General features: G+C 71.0%; 13 protein-coding genes and 1 pseudogene. 5 read left to right on the forward strand and 9 right to left on the reverse strand.

Going from position 1 to position 13,726, the window contains the following annotated elements:
- Positions 1 to 196: 196 nt before the first annotated feature.
- On the reverse strand, positions 197 to 934 hold the full coding sequence (locus AB0L45_RS08420) for a GAF domain-containing protein (RefSeq protein ID WP_125048472.1): 738 nt from the start codon (positions 932 to 934) through the stop codon (positions 197 to 199).
- Positions 935 to 1,302: 368 nt separating this feature from the next.
- Here AB0L45_RS08420 and AB0L45_RS08425 point away from each other — a divergent pair, with 368 nt between their 5' ends.
- The 3 genes from AB0L45_RS08425 to AB0L45_RS08435 all read left to right on the forward strand — a co-directional run bounded on the left by AB0L45_RS08425 (position 1,303) and on the right by AB0L45_RS08435 (position 3,574).
- Positions 1,303 to 2,046: an ANTAR domain-containing protein gene (locus AB0L45_RS08425; protein ID WP_158710827.1), complete on the forward strand. Its 744-nt coding sequence runs from the start codon at positions 1,303 to 1,305 to the stop codon at positions 2,044 to 2,046.
- Complete coding sequence (locus tag AB0L45_RS08430; protein WP_125048471.1) at positions 2,043 to 2,783, forward strand: GAF and ANTAR domain-containing protein; 741 nt, start codon at positions 2,043 to 2,045, stop codon at positions 2,781 to 2,783. Before AB0L45_RS08425 ends, AB0L45_RS08430 begins: the two co-directional genes overlap by 4 nt.
- A 101-nt stretch (positions 2,784 to 2,884) precedes the next feature.
- Positions 2,885 to 3,574 (forward strand): GAF and ANTAR domain-containing protein, encoded by a 690-nt coding sequence (locus AB0L45_RS08435; RefSeq protein ID WP_033035372.1) that lies wholly within the window; start codon positions 2,885 to 2,887, stop codon positions 3,572 to 3,574.
- A 316-nt stretch (positions 3,575 to 3,890) separates the two neighbouring features.
- On the opposite strand, the gene AB0L45_RS08440 is transcribed toward AB0L45_RS08435, so the two are convergent.
- The 5 genes and pseudogenes from AB0L45_RS08440 to AB0L45_RS08460 form a co-directional block, all read right to left on the reverse strand.
- Positions 3,891 to 4,052 (reverse strand): hypothetical protein, encoded by a 162-nt coding sequence (locus tag AB0L45_RS08440; protein WP_154806424.1) that lies wholly within the window; start codon positions 4,050 to 4,052, stop codon positions 3,891 to 3,893.
- Between the two features lie 64 nt (positions 4,053 to 4,116).
- Complete coding sequence (locus AB0L45_RS08445; RefSeq protein WP_125048470.1) at positions 4,117 to 4,929, reverse strand: GAF and ANTAR domain-containing protein; 813 nt, start codon at positions 4,927 to 4,929, stop codon at positions 4,117 to 4,119.
- 141 nt (positions 4,930 to 5,070) lie between these two features.
- Positions 5,071 to 5,327: pseudogene (locus AB0L45_RS08450) on the reverse strand (IS110 family transposase); the annotation flags it as partial.
- Between the two features lie 21 nt (positions 5,328 to 5,348).
- Positions 5,349 to 5,690: an anti-sigma factor antagonist gene (locus AB0L45_RS08455; RefSeq protein ID WP_365837497.1), complete on the reverse strand. Its 342-nt coding sequence runs from the start codon at positions 5,688 to 5,690 to the stop codon at positions 5,349 to 5,351.
- 1,729 nt (positions 5,691 to 7,419) lie between these two features.
- Positions 7,420 to 7,545 (reverse strand): hypothetical protein, encoded by a 126-nt coding sequence (locus AB0L45_RS08460; RefSeq protein WP_267958755.1) that lies wholly within the window; start codon positions 7,543 to 7,545, stop codon positions 7,420 to 7,422.
- 255 nt (positions 7,546 to 7,800) lie between these two features.
- Here AB0L45_RS08460 and AB0L45_RS08465 point away from each other — a divergent pair, with 255 nt between their 5' ends.
- Together AB0L45_RS08465 and AB0L45_RS08470 are read left to right on the forward strand one after the other, a co-directional pair.
- On the forward strand, positions 7,801 to 8,505 hold the full coding sequence (locus AB0L45_RS08465) for a hypothetical protein (RefSeq protein ID WP_365837394.1): 705 nt from the start codon (positions 7,801 to 7,803) through the stop codon (positions 8,503 to 8,505).
- The gene (locus AB0L45_RS08470; protein WP_365837396.1) at positions 8,502 to 9,635 is read left to right on the forward strand and encodes a glutamate dehydrogenase; all 1,134 of its coding nucleotides are present in this window, start codon (positions 8,502 to 8,504) and stop codon (positions 9,633 to 9,635) included. Before AB0L45_RS08465 ends, AB0L45_RS08470 begins: the two co-directional genes overlap by 4 nt.
- Before the next feature lie 37 nt (positions 9,636 to 9,672).
- Here the strand turns inward: AB0L45_RS08470 and AB0L45_RS08475 are convergent, their stop codons facing one another.
- The 3 genes from AB0L45_RS08475 to AB0L45_RS08485 form a co-directional block, all read right to left on the reverse strand.
- Complete coding sequence (locus AB0L45_RS08475) at positions 9,673 to 11,022, reverse strand: cytochrome P450 (protein WP_365837397.1); 1,350 nt, start codon at positions 11,020 to 11,022, stop codon at positions 9,673 to 9,675.
- Between the two features lie 259 nt (positions 11,023 to 11,281).
- On the reverse strand, positions 11,282 to 12,187 hold the full coding sequence (locus AB0L45_RS08480) for a hypothetical protein (RefSeq protein WP_365837399.1): 906 nt from the start codon (positions 12,185 to 12,187) through the stop codon (positions 11,282 to 11,284).
- Between the two features lie 187 nt (positions 12,188 to 12,374).
- The gene (locus AB0L45_RS08485; protein ID WP_365837401.1) at positions 12,375 to 13,619 is read right to left on the reverse strand and encodes a cytochrome P450; all 1,245 of its coding nucleotides are present in this window, start codon (positions 13,617 to 13,619) and stop codon (positions 12,375 to 12,377) included.
- Positions 13,620 to 13,726 lie beyond the last annotated feature (107 nt).

Raw genomic sequence — 13,726 nt, forward strand, 5'->3', positions numbered from 1 at the left:
CAAGTGGCGAAAGCGGCACGGTGCCCTCGCTGGCCTGTGTGTGCTCGTCGAGACGACGCGGGGCCGGTGCCGGGCGGCGAGGGAGCAGGACGTGTCCTCCTCCGCCGCGGCGCCACTCCCGGCAGTTCCTCACCCGGCGGCCCCGGAATGCCGCGGCGCTGCACGGAGCGGATTCGAGGCCGGCCGTCGAGCTTCGTCAGGCCGTGGGTCCGGGTGGTTCGGGGGTGACGGGGAGGGTGTGGTGTTCGTGGACGATTGCGTGGGCGAGGACGACCAGGTCGGTGTCCTGGGTGTGGGCATGCGCGCGCAGCAGGGCCAGGGCCTGGCCGGTGGTGGCGGCGTGGCGGTAGCTGATCATGCCGATGGCCTGGTGGACGACGGCGTCGGTGGGCAGAAGCCAGGCGTGGGCGAGGTCGTCCTCGGCCGGCACCGGGGCAGTCAGGAGCAGGAGCTCGGCGGCATCGGCGTGATCACGGGCAATGTGCAGGTCGGCTGCGGTGAGCGGGCCGGGCCGGTCGCTGTAGAGAGTCAGGACGAGCCCGGCCTCCTGCGCGGGACCGGGGCCGGCCAGAACGGGCAGTGCGAACGCCGCCCGAATGTGGTCTTCCTGTGCGTGCCGGGCGTAGACGGGCCACTGGCGGGTGGCGTCGGAATCCCGGAGGTCGTCGGCGAGGACCGGTGCGCGTTGGCGCAGAGCCTGGACGCAGGGGCCTTCGCCGAGATTGATCTGCAATGCTTCACCCCGCTCGGCCAGGGGACCGACGGCGCACAGCGAGACCCGCTGGGCCAAGGCGGCGTCGGCCGCGAGGGTCACTCCCACCGAGTAGGCGCCGTGCAGGGCCGTCCAGCAGGCTTCGCCGATCTGCCGGGCCGGGTGGTCCTGGCCTACGTAGCGGGCGGCGAGCGCCACGGCCTGCGGCCGGGGCCCGGTCACGGGGAGCTCGACGCGGCAGAGGGCGTACGTACACCCCAAAAGCGAGTCTCCATGGGAACGCGACCGATCTCCGGCATTCACCGCCGACGCTGCCCCGATCGGAGGCCAATGTCAGGGTTCGTTGGCGGTCAGTATCGCCTGCGGGCAGCCTGCTTCCTCACCCTACGCCGCCATCGGGCCCTGCACAGGGTTCGCGGGAAGAGAGGCGCCGTGGCCCGCTTGTTCGGGGGGCCGCGTCCGGGCCTGGGCACCGCTTTTCCGAGTTCCACGGTCAGGTGTCCGCGCGACGTGAAGTTACCTAGACTGGTGGTCGTCGGGCCGTCCCTGTGCCGAAGAGGATTTCCCGAAGATCACGCAGGGAGGTGAAGGTGGGCACTGGCAGTGACTTGGCGGCCGTACTGGGGAGCCTGCGCCCCTCGCGCGGCACCACGGGCCTGATCGGCGCCGACCCGCACCTGTGTGCGCAGGTCCTGCGGGTGGACGGTCTCGCCGCTTCCGCGACGACCGACGGTGGCCTGGCTGAAGTGCTGTGGTCCACCCCGGGCGCCAGCACGCGGCTGGAGGACTGGCAGTACACCCTGGGCCAGGGGCCGGGCCCCGAGACGACCGCCTGCTGCGCGCCGGTGCTCGTGCCGGATCTGTCACGCGTGCCGACCGGCCGGTGGCCCGCCCTGCTGCCCCAGCTCACGGAGCTGGGCATCGGCGCCGTCTTCTGCCTCCCGCTGCACGTCGGCTCCGCCTGCCTGGGCACCCTGACCCTGCAGCGGGCGGCCCCCGGCCCGCTGTCGGACACCGCGATGACCGACGCCTGGATCGTGGCCAACGCCCTGACCGCCATCCTCCTGCAGGGTGGTCCGCAGCGGGACGCCTTCGCCGCCGCGGAGAACGAATCGGACTTCTACCGGGCCGCTGTCCACCAGGCCAGCGGCATGGTCAGCGTGCAGGCCGGAGTCTCACTGGCGCAGGCGCTGCTACGGCTGCGGGCCTACGCCTTCCGCCACGGGCGCACGGTGACCGAAGTCGCCGAGGACGTGGTGGCCAGACGACTGAGCTTCCGAGATGATGAAAACGGGCCGGGCACCGCTGCCGGCGAAGGGACTGAAGGGCCATGACACGTGAAGAGCAGCTGCTGGCGGCCATGGTCGAGGCAGTCGACACCCTTGTCGACGACTTCGACCTGATCGACTTCCTGCACCAGTTGTGCGACCGCTGCAACGAGTTGCTGGACGTGACGGCCGTGGGAGTCATGCTCGCCGACCCGAACGGCAGGCTCCACCTGATCGCCGCCTCCGACGAGCACACCCGGCTGCTGGAATTGTTCGCCCTGCAGACCGACCAGGGCCCCTGCGTGGAATGCCACCGCAGCGGCGTCGCCCGCCTCAACATCGATCTGCGCGTCTCCGCCCAGGTGGCCGCCTTCCCGCTCTTCGCCGAACGCGCCTGCCAGACCGGCTTCACCACCACCCACGCCCTGCCCATGCGGCTGCGGCAGCAGATCGTGGGCGCCATGAACCTCTTCGACGTGCGCGAGCAGAAACTCAGTGATCCTGACGCGCGGGTGGCACAGGCGCTCGCGGACGTGGCGACCATCGCCATCCTGCAGCACCGCACCATCGTGCACGGCAACGTCGAGCGGGCCCAGCTCAAAGCCGCCCTGTCCAGCCGCATCGTCATCGAACAGGCCAAGGGCATCCTGACCGAACGCTGGGACACCGACCTCGACACCGCCTTCAACGCCCTGCGTCAACACGCCCGCAGGCATCAACTTCGACTGACCACCATGTGCCGGCAGCTCATCGACGGCTCCCTGGACACCGGCGCCATACAACGCCCCGGTTGCTCCGCCTGATCGCATCGCCCGGCCCGCACCGAGCCCGGCCCGGCACCCGCCCCAGCCCCCGGCGGAAGGACGGTCCTCCCGCCATACCGCCTCCGCCGTGCAGGGATCCCATGGACCATGATCATCGCGCCACAGCCTGGCAGCGCATCAGCGCCGCCGTTCTGAACGGCGGCCTCAGCCTCACCACCGGCTGCCGCGCCTGCGCCGACGACCTCGACGCCGACTTCGCCGGAATCACCTTGGTCGTCGCCGGTGAGCTGCGACTTTTGGCCGCGGCCACCGACGAACGCGCCCGGGCGGTGGAAGACGCGCAGTTGGTCACCGGGGAAGGCCCCTGCACCGACGCCTACACCCACCGCACCCTCATCGAAGCAGCCGACCTGCACCACACCGAACGATGGCCCGCCTATGTCCCCATTGCCTGCGAACAAGGAGCCCGCAGCGTCCTGGCCCTGCCTCTGACCTTCGACGACTTCCCCGTCGGCGCCCTGGACTTCTACCGCCGGGACCCCGTCCGCTTCACCCCCGCGCAGAAAGACCGCGCCGGCGCCTACGCCCGTATCCTTGCCCTCCTCGCCCTGGACGAGCATCCCCACCTGCTCACCGCCCCCGCCCGCCCCGCCCAGCGCGGGCCTCAGGGCTACCCACCCACCGTCCACATGGCCGCCGGCGTCCTCGCCGCCAAATACGGCCTCACCCCCGACGACGCCCTCGCCCGCCTGCGCGCCCACTCCTTCCGCCACAGCCAGCCCCTGCTCCACACCGCCCAACATGTCCTCGACACCCACGAACTCGACTGACACCCATCTGTCGGCCCCCGCGGCCGTCACGGTCCTAGGGCGCGGACGAGGGAAGACCGGAGTGGCGCACGGCCGGATGAGCCGTCCGGCGAGGGCGGAGGCCGCGTCGGTGGTACCGCTGTGGGCCGGATACGGAGACAGTCGGGTGATCAGGTCGCGGCCGGTGTCTTCAGCGGCGCGCAACCGGGCACCGGCCTCGGACAGCACCGCGCTTCACTCGGCTCTCGACCGAAGCGTCCTCCGGCATCTGCGAGCGCTTCCTTCGGCGTCCGTGCGAGCCGGAAGGTCGGCAGGCGGCCGGTGATCACGAGTGCTCTCAGGGTGCGCTGATCATCGCGGACCAGGTAGAACCGTCCGACCGTGCCCGTACCTGCTGTCGGGCACGCAGGAGTTCCCGCGCTTCACAGCAGTCGATGAACATCGTCGAGCGCAGGTCGACGGACACAGCGGGTGCGTCACGGGCGATGGCACGCGTCATGCCGAAACGCATACGGGGTGCTGTGCACAAGGGGGCCGGATCGCGCCGACGCTACAGGGGCACGTCACCGCGTTCCCTGCCCAGGTGGTTCGGGGGCCCCGGCGGCAGGGTGAGGCGGGATAACAGTAGTTCCGTTGACGATGTCGCGGGCGAGGTCGACCAGGCGCAGGTGGTGGTGGCGGGCGTGGGCGCGCATGTGGTGGAAGGCGGTGTCGGGGTCGGTTTCGTGGCGGGCGGTCAGGAAGCCTTTGGCCTGTTCGATGATGGTGCGGGTGTCCAGGGCTTTTTCGAGCTGGGCGCGGACGGTGCGGTGCTGGTCGAGGGTGGTCTGCTGGAGCAGGGAGATGGCGGTGGCGTCGGCCAGGGCGCGGGCCAGGTGCCGGTCGGTTTGCAGCAGCGGCCCGGGGACACGGCGGAAGAGGTTGAGCACGCCGATGGTGTCGGCGCGAAGCCGGATGGGAGTGGCGTGCACAGAGGTGTAGCCGGCGGAGTGGGCGCGGGTGCTGAAGCGCGGCCAGCGCGGTGAGGGTGTGGCGTTGAGGGTGTGGTCGACGGAGGTGGCCTGGTGGAAGGCGGTGCAGCAGGGGCCTTCGCTGGCGTCGAGTTCGAAGAGTTCGACCAGGCGTACGCGTTCGGAGGAGGCGGCGACCAGGCGTAGCGGTCCGCCGGGCAGGGCGAGCATGACGCCGGCGTCGCCGATGTCGAGCAGGTCCATGCAGTGTTCGGCGACGCGGTAGAGGAATTCGGCGGGGTCGAAGTCATCGACCAGGGTGTCGGCGAGGTCGATCAGCGCGGCGGTGATCCGCGCCTCGCGCGGCAGCCGGGAAGGACCGTTCTTCGCGGACGGATCCGGCGGCGGAATGGGTGAGCTGGACATGGGCGGCCTCCGGTCAGGACGGTGCCAGCAACCGTGGCCGGAAGCACACTACGGGGTCTGGGTGGAATACCACCCGGGCGGGGACTGGCTTATCACTAAACTACTCTTCCCCGGGGGGGGACCTCTACGTCTTTCGTCAAGCGAAGCGAGGTGTTTTCCGGATTCGTGGAAGGTGCCGCCGCCGACGGTGACCAGCAGGACGGCGGCGGTCCTGACCGCGAGCCCCGGCATTGAGGTCAGGACCTGGTGCAGAGGGTGTGCCTCCAACGGTTCGCTGATCTGGGCTTCCAAGGATCGTCGTTGTTCGTGGACGGCCGCCAGGGAGCGGGCCGGCGACGGAATGACGATGTCGGGGGGCCGGTGCCGGGAACGACGACGGTCCGCTCGTCGAGCGCGTCGAGTGAACATCGAGGGTTGCGTCAGGGGCGAGTTCGGCCCTCCAAGTGGAGCAGGGCCGCCGCGATTGCCTGATCGACCGTGGGCCGTGGGCGGAGAACTTCGCTCAGCCCGGCCAGGCACAGGATGCGCAGGTGCCAGGGACGAACGCAAACCAGCCCCAGGTAGCCGCCGTGTGCCACGGCGCGTCGGCGGGCCCGGCACAGCAGGGACAGGGCTGAGCCGTCGAAGAAGTCCACCGATCGGAGGTCCGCCAGCATCCGGGGGCCGGGGAGAGTGAAGGCGGCCTCCAGCAAAGTACTGGCGTGATCGGAGGTGAACAGGTCGAGGTCGCCGCGCAGCTCGATCACGGTGAACCCCTGCACGGCATAAGGGGGTTTGTGGTCGCCTGGTCCGTAAACATTCGCAGAGCCGGATGAAGCCTGGGATCCGGCTATGCGGCGTGTGGTCTTCGCCATGGCGTAGTCCTGGATCGGCACGCCCCGCGCCCGGATGGTGACGAGATCGTGTGCTGAACAGACAGCACCCGGGGTCCAGGGGCGACGGGTCGAAGATAGCCAGGTGTGCCGGGTGCATCTGCTCAGACCCTCGCCGGTTACCCCGTACGAATGAACGCCGACCAGTTCCGTACTACATCGAGCGGGCTCCTCACCCTCGACCGGCACAGACTGCCCGCTCATAGCGCCTTCCACGGCGGGCAGCGTCTCGATGAAGCGCGGATGACAGGCGTCGGTTCGGAGCCAGTTGAGGCCATGGGCGAGCCGGCGACCGGACGCCTCGTTCTCCGTCCGGGGCACGCGCCGGTTCAGCAGCCGCGCCGGCCGGTCCGGCTGCCGCCTGTCCCGCCCCGCGCCCGAGTTCGCCTGCCCCTGGGAGGTGGCTTCAGGGTGCGGCGAGGGCGGCGCGGACGGTCTTCCCACGGATCATCGACGATCTCCAGGTGCTGGGTGAGGGCGTGCACGATGACCAGACCCCGGCCGCTCTCGGTGTGCACGGTGAGCGGGAATATCCAGGGCCGGCACACAGACTCAGACGGCAACGGCTCTCGGTGTGCCGGATGACATTGGCGACCAGTTCGGTGACGATCAGCGCGGCATCGCCGGAGTCGGCTGACGGCGGGTCGGCGCGGGCCAGGAAAGCGGTGGTCAGCCAGCGGGCCCAGAAGACGGTCTCATGGCAATGCGGCAGGAGGTACTCGGCCTGGGCATGCGGGTGGATTCGTGCGGCGATCGTCGATCCACCCAAGGAACAGCTCATCGCGGTCCGGGCGGCGGGCCGCCGCCCGGTGACCGGTGCGCCTTTCGTGTACCCCGTCCGGGCAACGCGGACGCGGAATAGCGGCGGCGCCCTTGTCCGCGGACGCACGCCGTCGTCTGTACGCCCCGGTGACCACCCTCCGGTATCACCGCGTACTTGCCCCGGCCCGACGATTCACCGTGCGCTGTCTCCTTGTACGCGATGCCCGGGCGTACTCACTCGTTTTGGATCACGCTTCTACGCCATGTGCCATGTCGTACCGCTTAACGCGTCCCGCATTGGTGCCGGGCTGCCCGGAAACGCCTGCGCCGGCCCCGCCCGTTCCGTGCGCGCCATGATGAGTGGAGAGACAGCATTTCCCCGAGTCCCTCTGTTCGGCGACTGCCCGATCAGCACGACGTCACCGGCCTCGTGTCACCACCCCGCCCCTCTCCAGCACCGCACCGAGCGGCCCATCACCAGCTCCGGTGCTGGTACCAAGATCCGGACCATACGCGGACCAACACTCCCCGAGCGCCCGTGACATGTGCCGACGCAACAGGTCAGCACCACAATGAGTCCTGTACCACCAGCAGACGAAGAAACTGCGGGCCGTTTCGCCGTCCCACACCCAGCCCTCCCCGGGTCACGCAGCGTACTCACCAAAAGTCTCCGTAAGGACTGATTGCCCGCGTCCCCGCCCCTCACGGCCAGTCCTCTCTGGGGAGAATCTGGGGAGTATGGAGGCCGCTGGGGAGCGGCTGGGGAGAATCGGCTGCGTAACGCGGCACGACGCCGAAAGACGCCGAAAGATCGTTCTGCGCAGGTCAGAGGCCCGAAGGGCCACATAACCGCAGGTCAGCCCGGCCTGGTAGACGACTTCATGACGTACGTACCGAGATCGTCGGCCTCGACGATCCCCGGAAGCGACCCGCCTTCACGCAAGGGCGTGACATAACGGGTCGCGGTGACTTCGGACAACATGGGGATCAGGCTACTTCCTGGGCTCTGTCGCAGGTCAGCGACCGGTGGGTGAGGCAGCACGCCAGTAACGATGCAACTATATCGGTACGCCTGCATCGGCTCAGTCCGGGCGAGTGTCACCTGACTGGCCCGTACGGATGGTGCCCCGCCCCAGGACGTGGTCGCGTGGAGTCGGTCGGTCCGGCAAGGAGGGGCCGGCGTAGCGGAGGCGGCAGAGTCGCTGGTGACGTCTGGCTCGGGGCCTGAGGAGTAGTCATGTCCTGTTCACGCTGGAGCCGTTTTGTCGTGCCCGTCTGTGCGGTGGCCGGAGCGGGGTGTGTGCTGTCCTGGGCCGGTGCGGCGGCCGGGGTCACTCCGAGTGTGCTGCCGGCTCCCCAGGTCAAGGTGTCGCGGGCGGAGACGGATCTGTGCCCGACGCCTGCCGTTGCCAAGGCACTGGCCGACCAAGGGGTGACACTGGGCGCGAAGAGTCCGGCGAGCACCGTCGACGTCGGTGGCCGCCGGTGTGTGCGGCTGCCGATGACCAGGGGGGAGTTCGCGCTCGATCTCAGCACGGGGTCGGTGCCGGCCGACGGCGGCATCACCTTCACGAAGCAGTCCGCCGGCAAGACCGTCACCTTCGCGGATCCGACGTTCGACTTCGCCACCCACAAGGCCAACGGCACCAGCACGGACGGCACCAAGGCCGGCCGGGGTGTGCGGCAGCAGCCGGTGGAACTGTTCGGCTTCGCCTTCCAGATGGACAAGACCAAGGTCGACGTGGCCAAGGGGACGGCCCAGGGCGCCGCTTCCCTGAATGCGGGGCCGGGCGGGCAGCAGGCGCTCAAGGACGCCTTCGGCACCAGTCCGCTGCCGGCCCAGGGCACCGTATTCGATGCCACCGCCACCGGGAGCGTGGCCCAGGCGGCCCGGCAGGCCGCCCGCGCCCTGTCCGGCATCCTGCTGCCGTACGCGGGATGAGCGGCAACGTCCTGCTCCCGGCGGCGGCCCGGGCCCGCGGCGGGAACGGTGCGGACCACCTCCATGTGGTGATTCCGCCGCGGTACTGCCCGCTGCCCACCGCCCAGCACCCGGACACCGCATTGCTGAACACGCGCGCCGCGTCCTGGCTGAACGGGTACGGCCTGTGCCGGGAGGGCGTGCAGCGTGTCCGGATGACCGGCAACGACTGCGGCGGCTTCTACGGCCGGCTGATGCCCCGGGCGCCGGCCGACCGCCTCCAGCTCGCGGTGGACTGGTGCGTGCTCATGTTCGCCTTCGACGATCTGCACTGCGACGAGGGCCCGGCCAGCATGTGTGCCGGGAACTTCGCCGATGTCTCCACGCGCCTGCTGCGCGTTCTGGAGGCCCCGCACGCGGAGCCGGCCGGGGGCGAGCCGTTCCTGGCTGCGGCGGGCGACCTGGCGGCGCGCTGCCGTTCGGCAGGTACGCCGGTGCAGGTCGGGCGCGTGCTCAAGGGGCACCGTGCCTGGTTCCTCGGCGTGCTGTGGGAATTCGGCTGCCGTCTGCGCTGCCGTACGCCGACGCTCGACGTCTACGCCCGCATGCGGCAGCACACCGCGGCCGGAACGGCGACGACCAGCTGGATGGAGATCATCGACGGTGCGGAGATCCCGGGACGGGCGATGGACGCTCCCGCGGTACGCGCGCTGGGGGAACTCGCCCTCACCACTGCCGCCTTCGACGACGACCTGTTCTCCTACGGGAAGGAACACTGGCTGGCCGCCCGCGCCCCGCACCCCCCGCGGTGCCGGCTGAACCTCGTGGACATCCTCGCGGCCGAACACGGTCTGGGCCTCGAAGCGGCGCTGGAAGCGGCCGTGGACCTGTGCAACCGGTTGACCCTGCGCTTCGTGCGGCTGCGCGACCAGGTGCTGCCCACCGCGTGCGCACCGCTGCGGTGCTACCTCGACCACCTCTCCCACTTGATCCGCGGCAACCTCGAATGGGGCCTGCGCGCCGGCCGCTACACCAACCCCGACGGCCGCCACCCGGCGGCGGTCACCACCACCGGCTCCTTCACCCGGGCCGCACCGCGTGGCGACGCGCCGCCGATCCCGTCCATCGCCTGGTGGTGGGACCGCCTCTGACGGCGATCCCGGGGAGCCCGGCGCGAACCCGTACCGTTCAGCGGCGTGGTGCGAGCAGCAGGCCGACCCGTTGCCGGGGCCGCAGTGCCACCGCCGCCTTCGGCTCGGCCCGGCCGCTCACCGTGATGTCGAAACGGTGCATCATCACGGCAATGATCAACGCGGCCTCCTGGAGGAAGAAGGCCTGCCCGACGCACTGGTGGGGCCCGTCGCCGAAGGGCAGGTACGCCAGCGGGTGCCGGTTGCGGACCCTGTCCTTGGTGAAGCGACCGGGGTCGAAGTGCAGCGGCCGCTCCCAGAACTGGGGCAGCCGGTGGGTCAGGTACGGGGAGAGCACCATCGTGGCCCCGGCCGGAATCCGTACCCCGTCGATGACGTCGTCGCGAACGGCCGTGCGCGGCACCGCCCAGGCCACCGCGTGCAGCCGGCAGACCTCGGCCACCACCTGCCGCGTATAGACCAACTCGCGCAGCACCTCGCGCCGGACGGGGCCGTCGCCCAGCACCTCGTCGGCCTCGCGGCGGACCCGCGCCGCGACCTCCGGATTGCGGGCGAGTGCCGCCCAGGCCCAGGTCAGGGTGAGTGCGCTGGACTCCGAGCCCGCCACGAACAACGCCACGATGTCCTGGGCGACGTGCTGGTCGCTCAGCGGCCGGCCGCCGCCGTCCACCCCGTCGAGCAGAGCGCTCACCAGGTCCGGCCCCCTGCCGCCCGTATGCCGTGCCCGGCGGACCTGCGGTAGCAGGATCTCCCTGACCGTCAGCGTGGCGCGGCGGAACGCGCGGTCACCCGGCACGGGCACCGTCAGCGGTACGAAGGGCAGCGCCATCCGCCACAGCAAGGAATCGAACGCGACGGCGACCGCCGCGGCGAGCCGGTCGCACTCGTGCTGGGGAATGCGGGAGCCGAAGAGCACCGGATTGATGATCCGGTGCAGGATCCGGGTCATCTCCGCTTCCGCGTCCACCACCGTCTCCCCCGCCGCCACACGCCGCTCCAGGTCCGCCACCGCCCCGGCGACCCAGGGGCCCAGCCCCTCGGCGAGAGTCTGCGCGGACACACCCGACAGGCCCCGGCACCAGAGGTCACGGCTCGCCCGCCACCGCTCCCCTTCACCCGCGATGCCGTCACCCGTCAGCCGGCCCAGCGCCCGCCACATGGCCGTGCCCCGCCGGTAATCGGCCACCCGGTCGCGCAGCACATGGCGTACGTGGTCAGGGTGCGTGACCACGAATGGACGGAACGCCCCGAGGTCCAACCGGACCAGCGCCCCTCGCGACAGCCGGCCGACCCACTCCAACAACCCCAGCGGGCCGCCTCTGCGCAACTCCCGGAGCGCACATCCCGAGGAAACGGTGTAGAGCCCGTCAGCAGCACGGATCGGCATGGCGCTGCGCCTTCGCCTCGTAGGTGACCGTCGGACCGGGCCCGCTGCCCCATGCGCGCATGCGTACGGGCCGTGCGTCACACCTTATGCACCTTTTCGCCGTGGCAACGCGCGCAGCCTACGGGACACGCTCGGCTGCCCGGGAGGGCCAAGGGGGCACGGAGGCCGCCCGGCCCCTGCCCCGGCCCCGGGCGGCAGGCACCAAGGGCGCCCCTCAGGAGCGCCCTTGGAAGCCCTCAGAAGATCCTCGGAAGACCCTTCAGAAGAGCAGCGTGTAGATGTTCCAGCCGCCGCCGATCGGCAGGGCGCCCTCCATGGGGACGACCATGCCCTGGCTGCGTTCGCCGTAGTGGAGCCAGAGTTTGCCGTTGGCGTCGCGGGCCACCACGTCGGCCAGCTTGTCGCTGGTCATGTCGGTGACGCCCACGAAGGTGGAGTAGCCGCTCAGGCCGTAGCCCACCCGTACGCGGGGGAAGAACGGCTCGCTGGGATAGCTGGAACCGCTGGCCTTGTAGGCCCATACGACGCCGTCGCGGTCGCGGGCCAGGACGCCGTCGCTGTAGGTGGTCACGGTGTCGTAGGCGTTCCAGCCGCCGCCCACCCGAACCGCAGGTGCGAAGGGCGCGGTCGGGTCGCCGGTGCCCGCGTAGAACCACAGGACGCCGTCACGGTCGCGGGCCACCAGGTCGTTCTTGCCGTCGTGGTTGGTGTCCGAGGCGCCGGCGATGCTGACGTACCGGTCCCAGCCGCCCCCGATCTCGACGCGCGGCGCGAACGGCGCGGAGGGGTCGCCGGTGCCCTGGTAGAAGTACAGCGTGCCGTCCCGGTCGACGGCGGCCAGGTCGCCCTTGCCGTCGGCGGTCGTACCCGCGAGCGAGGTGACCAGCCGGTAGCTCCAGCCTCCGCCGATCTTCACCGGGAGCTTGAACGGCTTGGCCGAGTGGCCGGTGCCCTCGTACTGCCACAACACGCCGTACTGGTCCCGGGCGTAGAGAGCCGGCCGCTCGGAGGCGGGCAGCTCGTCCGCCTGCGCGGCGGGGGCGGAGACGGGCGCGCCGGCCGGGGCGGCCGTGGCGGAGGTCACCGGCAGGAGGGCGGCGGTGACGGTGGCGGCCGCGGCCAGTGCCAGACGGACACGGCGGCGCGCTCGATGCGTTCGTAACACAGATCCCCCATATCTATGTGCCACTCTGTCCCCTCATGTCCGGAAGACGGAGGGCATCAGTCGTTTTCCGTGACAATACCGCCAGTTGGCCTGTCAGATACGAGAAAATTGGGCAGGTAGGGACGGGAACGCGCCAATGTCCCGTACGGGACCTGGGGGGACGGCTGCCGTCGGCCGGGGCTCGTGGTCAGACCGGTGTACGGACGCCGCTGATGACGAACCCGCTGCGTACCCGAGCCGGGATGCGGTGCAGCGGGATGCGCAGGTCCTGCTCCGGGACGTCGTACTCCAGCGCGGCGAGCCGTTCCGAAGTGGTGCGCAGCAGGGCCACGGTGACGTCCTCGCCGGGGCAGCGGTGCCCGGTCGCCGGGTCGTCGCCGCCCTGCGGCACGAGGTCGTCGCGGCCGGGCGGGTGGTCGAGGAAGCGCCCCGGGTCGAAGACGTACGGGTCGGGCCAGAGCGCGCTGTCGTGGTTCTGTCCGTACAGGTCCAGGAGGACGAGCGCGCCCTCGGGGATCCGCTCGCCCTGCCAGGTCAGTTCCCTGGCGGCCAGGCCCGCGGTGAACGGCGCGAACGGGTAGAAGCGGCGCACCTCATGGGCGAACGCCTCCGCGTACGCGGGCCCTTCCTTGAGCAGCCGCGAGCGCTCCTGCGGGCGGCGGTGCAGGGCGTGGGCGGCGAAGGTGACGAACCAGGTGACGGCCACGGTGGGCCGGATGACGTTGAGCAGTTCCACCGCGGCGGTCCGCGGGTCGAGCCGCTCGCCGTCGGCGTCCCGGTGGTGCGCCACCGCGTGCACCGCCGAGCCGGCCGGTGCGTGCGCCGTGCCGTCCCGCACGTCGGTGAAGAGCTGCGCCAGCCACGCCTCCTGGCGCCGGCGGGCCGCTCGCGCACGCCAGTGCCGCGGCCCGGCCGTGGCGAACCCGTCGACCATCGCCACCAGGTCGCGGGCGACCGGCTGCGCCTCGGTGCCGGCCATGGGAACGCCCGCCCAGCGGCACACGGCCCGGGTCAGGACGGCGCTCACCTCGTCGAACAGCACGACCCGCGACCGTCCCGGCCATGCGGTGGCCGTCTCGTCCCACACCTCACGGACGCGCTCCGCCAGCGCCTCCACTCCTCCGGAGTCCTTCAGCAGGGACAGGAACAGCGCTTTGCGTACGCGGTGCGGCTCACCGTCGAGGGTGTGTACGGCGCCGTGGCCGAACAGGGTGGACAGCACCGGCCCGGGGAGCGCGCCGTGGCGGTGGACGTGGTGCTCGTCGTAGAAGAACGGCACCGCTTCGGGACCGTGCAGGGCGACCGCCGGACGGCCCATCAGCCGGGCCCGGACGACCGGCGCGGTGGTACGGCGCCGGCGGTCGGGCAGCCAGGCGTACCCCTGGGTCAGCAGCGGCACGGTGCTGTCGAGAACAGGACGACGAAGATTCATGCGGATGGGGGTGTCCCGCCCGCCCCGCCCGAAACCTGGCGGACGGACGGACGCCCTGCTTCGCGACACCGGCCGCTCGCCTGTTCCCGGGCGCCAGCCAGCCGGTC

The organism is Streptomyces sp. NPDC052496, assembly GCF_040679095.1.
In the GTDB taxonomy this organism is placed as follows: domain Bacteria; phylum Actinomycetota; class Actinomycetes; order Streptomycetales; family Streptomycetaceae; genus Streptomyces.

Bases quoted from the DNA above. Each gene is read 5' to 3' on its own strand.
- AB0L45_RS08440 (WP_154806424.1), bottom strand. From the start codon at position 4,052: ATGACGCGTGCCATCGCCCGTGACGCACCCGCTGTGTCCGTCGACCTG.
- AB0L45_RS08475 (WP_365837397.1), bottom strand. From the start codon at position 11,022: ATGCCGATCCGTGCTGCTGACGGGCTCTACACCGTTTCCTCGGGATGT.
- AB0L45_RS08465 (WP_365837394.1), top strand. From the start codon at position 7,801: ATGTCCTGTTCACGCTGGAGCCGTTTTGTCGTGCCCGTCTGTGCGGTG.
- AB0L45_RS08485 (WP_365837401.1), bottom strand. From the start codon at position 13,619: ATGAATCTTCGTCGTCCTGTTCTCGACAGCACCGTGCCGCTGCTGACC.
- AB0L45_RS08460 (WP_267958755.1), bottom strand. From the start codon at position 7,545: ATGTTGTCCGAAGTCACCGCGACCCGTTATGTCACGCCCTTGCGTGAA.
- AB0L45_RS08430 (WP_125048471.1), top strand. From the start codon at position 2,043: ATGACACGTGAAGAGCAGCTGCTGGCGGCCATGGTCGAGGCAGTCGAC.
- AB0L45_RS08445 (WP_125048470.1), bottom strand. From the start codon at position 4,929: ATGTCCAGCTCACCCATTCCGCCGCCGGATCCGTCCGCGAAGAACGGT.
- AB0L45_RS08435 (WP_033035372.1), top strand. From the start codon at position 2,885: ATGGACCATGATCATCGCGCCACAGCCTGGCAGCGCATCAGCGCCGCC.
- AB0L45_RS08470 (WP_365837396.1), top strand. From the start codon at position 8,502: ATGAGCGGCAACGTCCTGCTCCCGGCGGCGGCCCGGGCCCGCGGCGGG.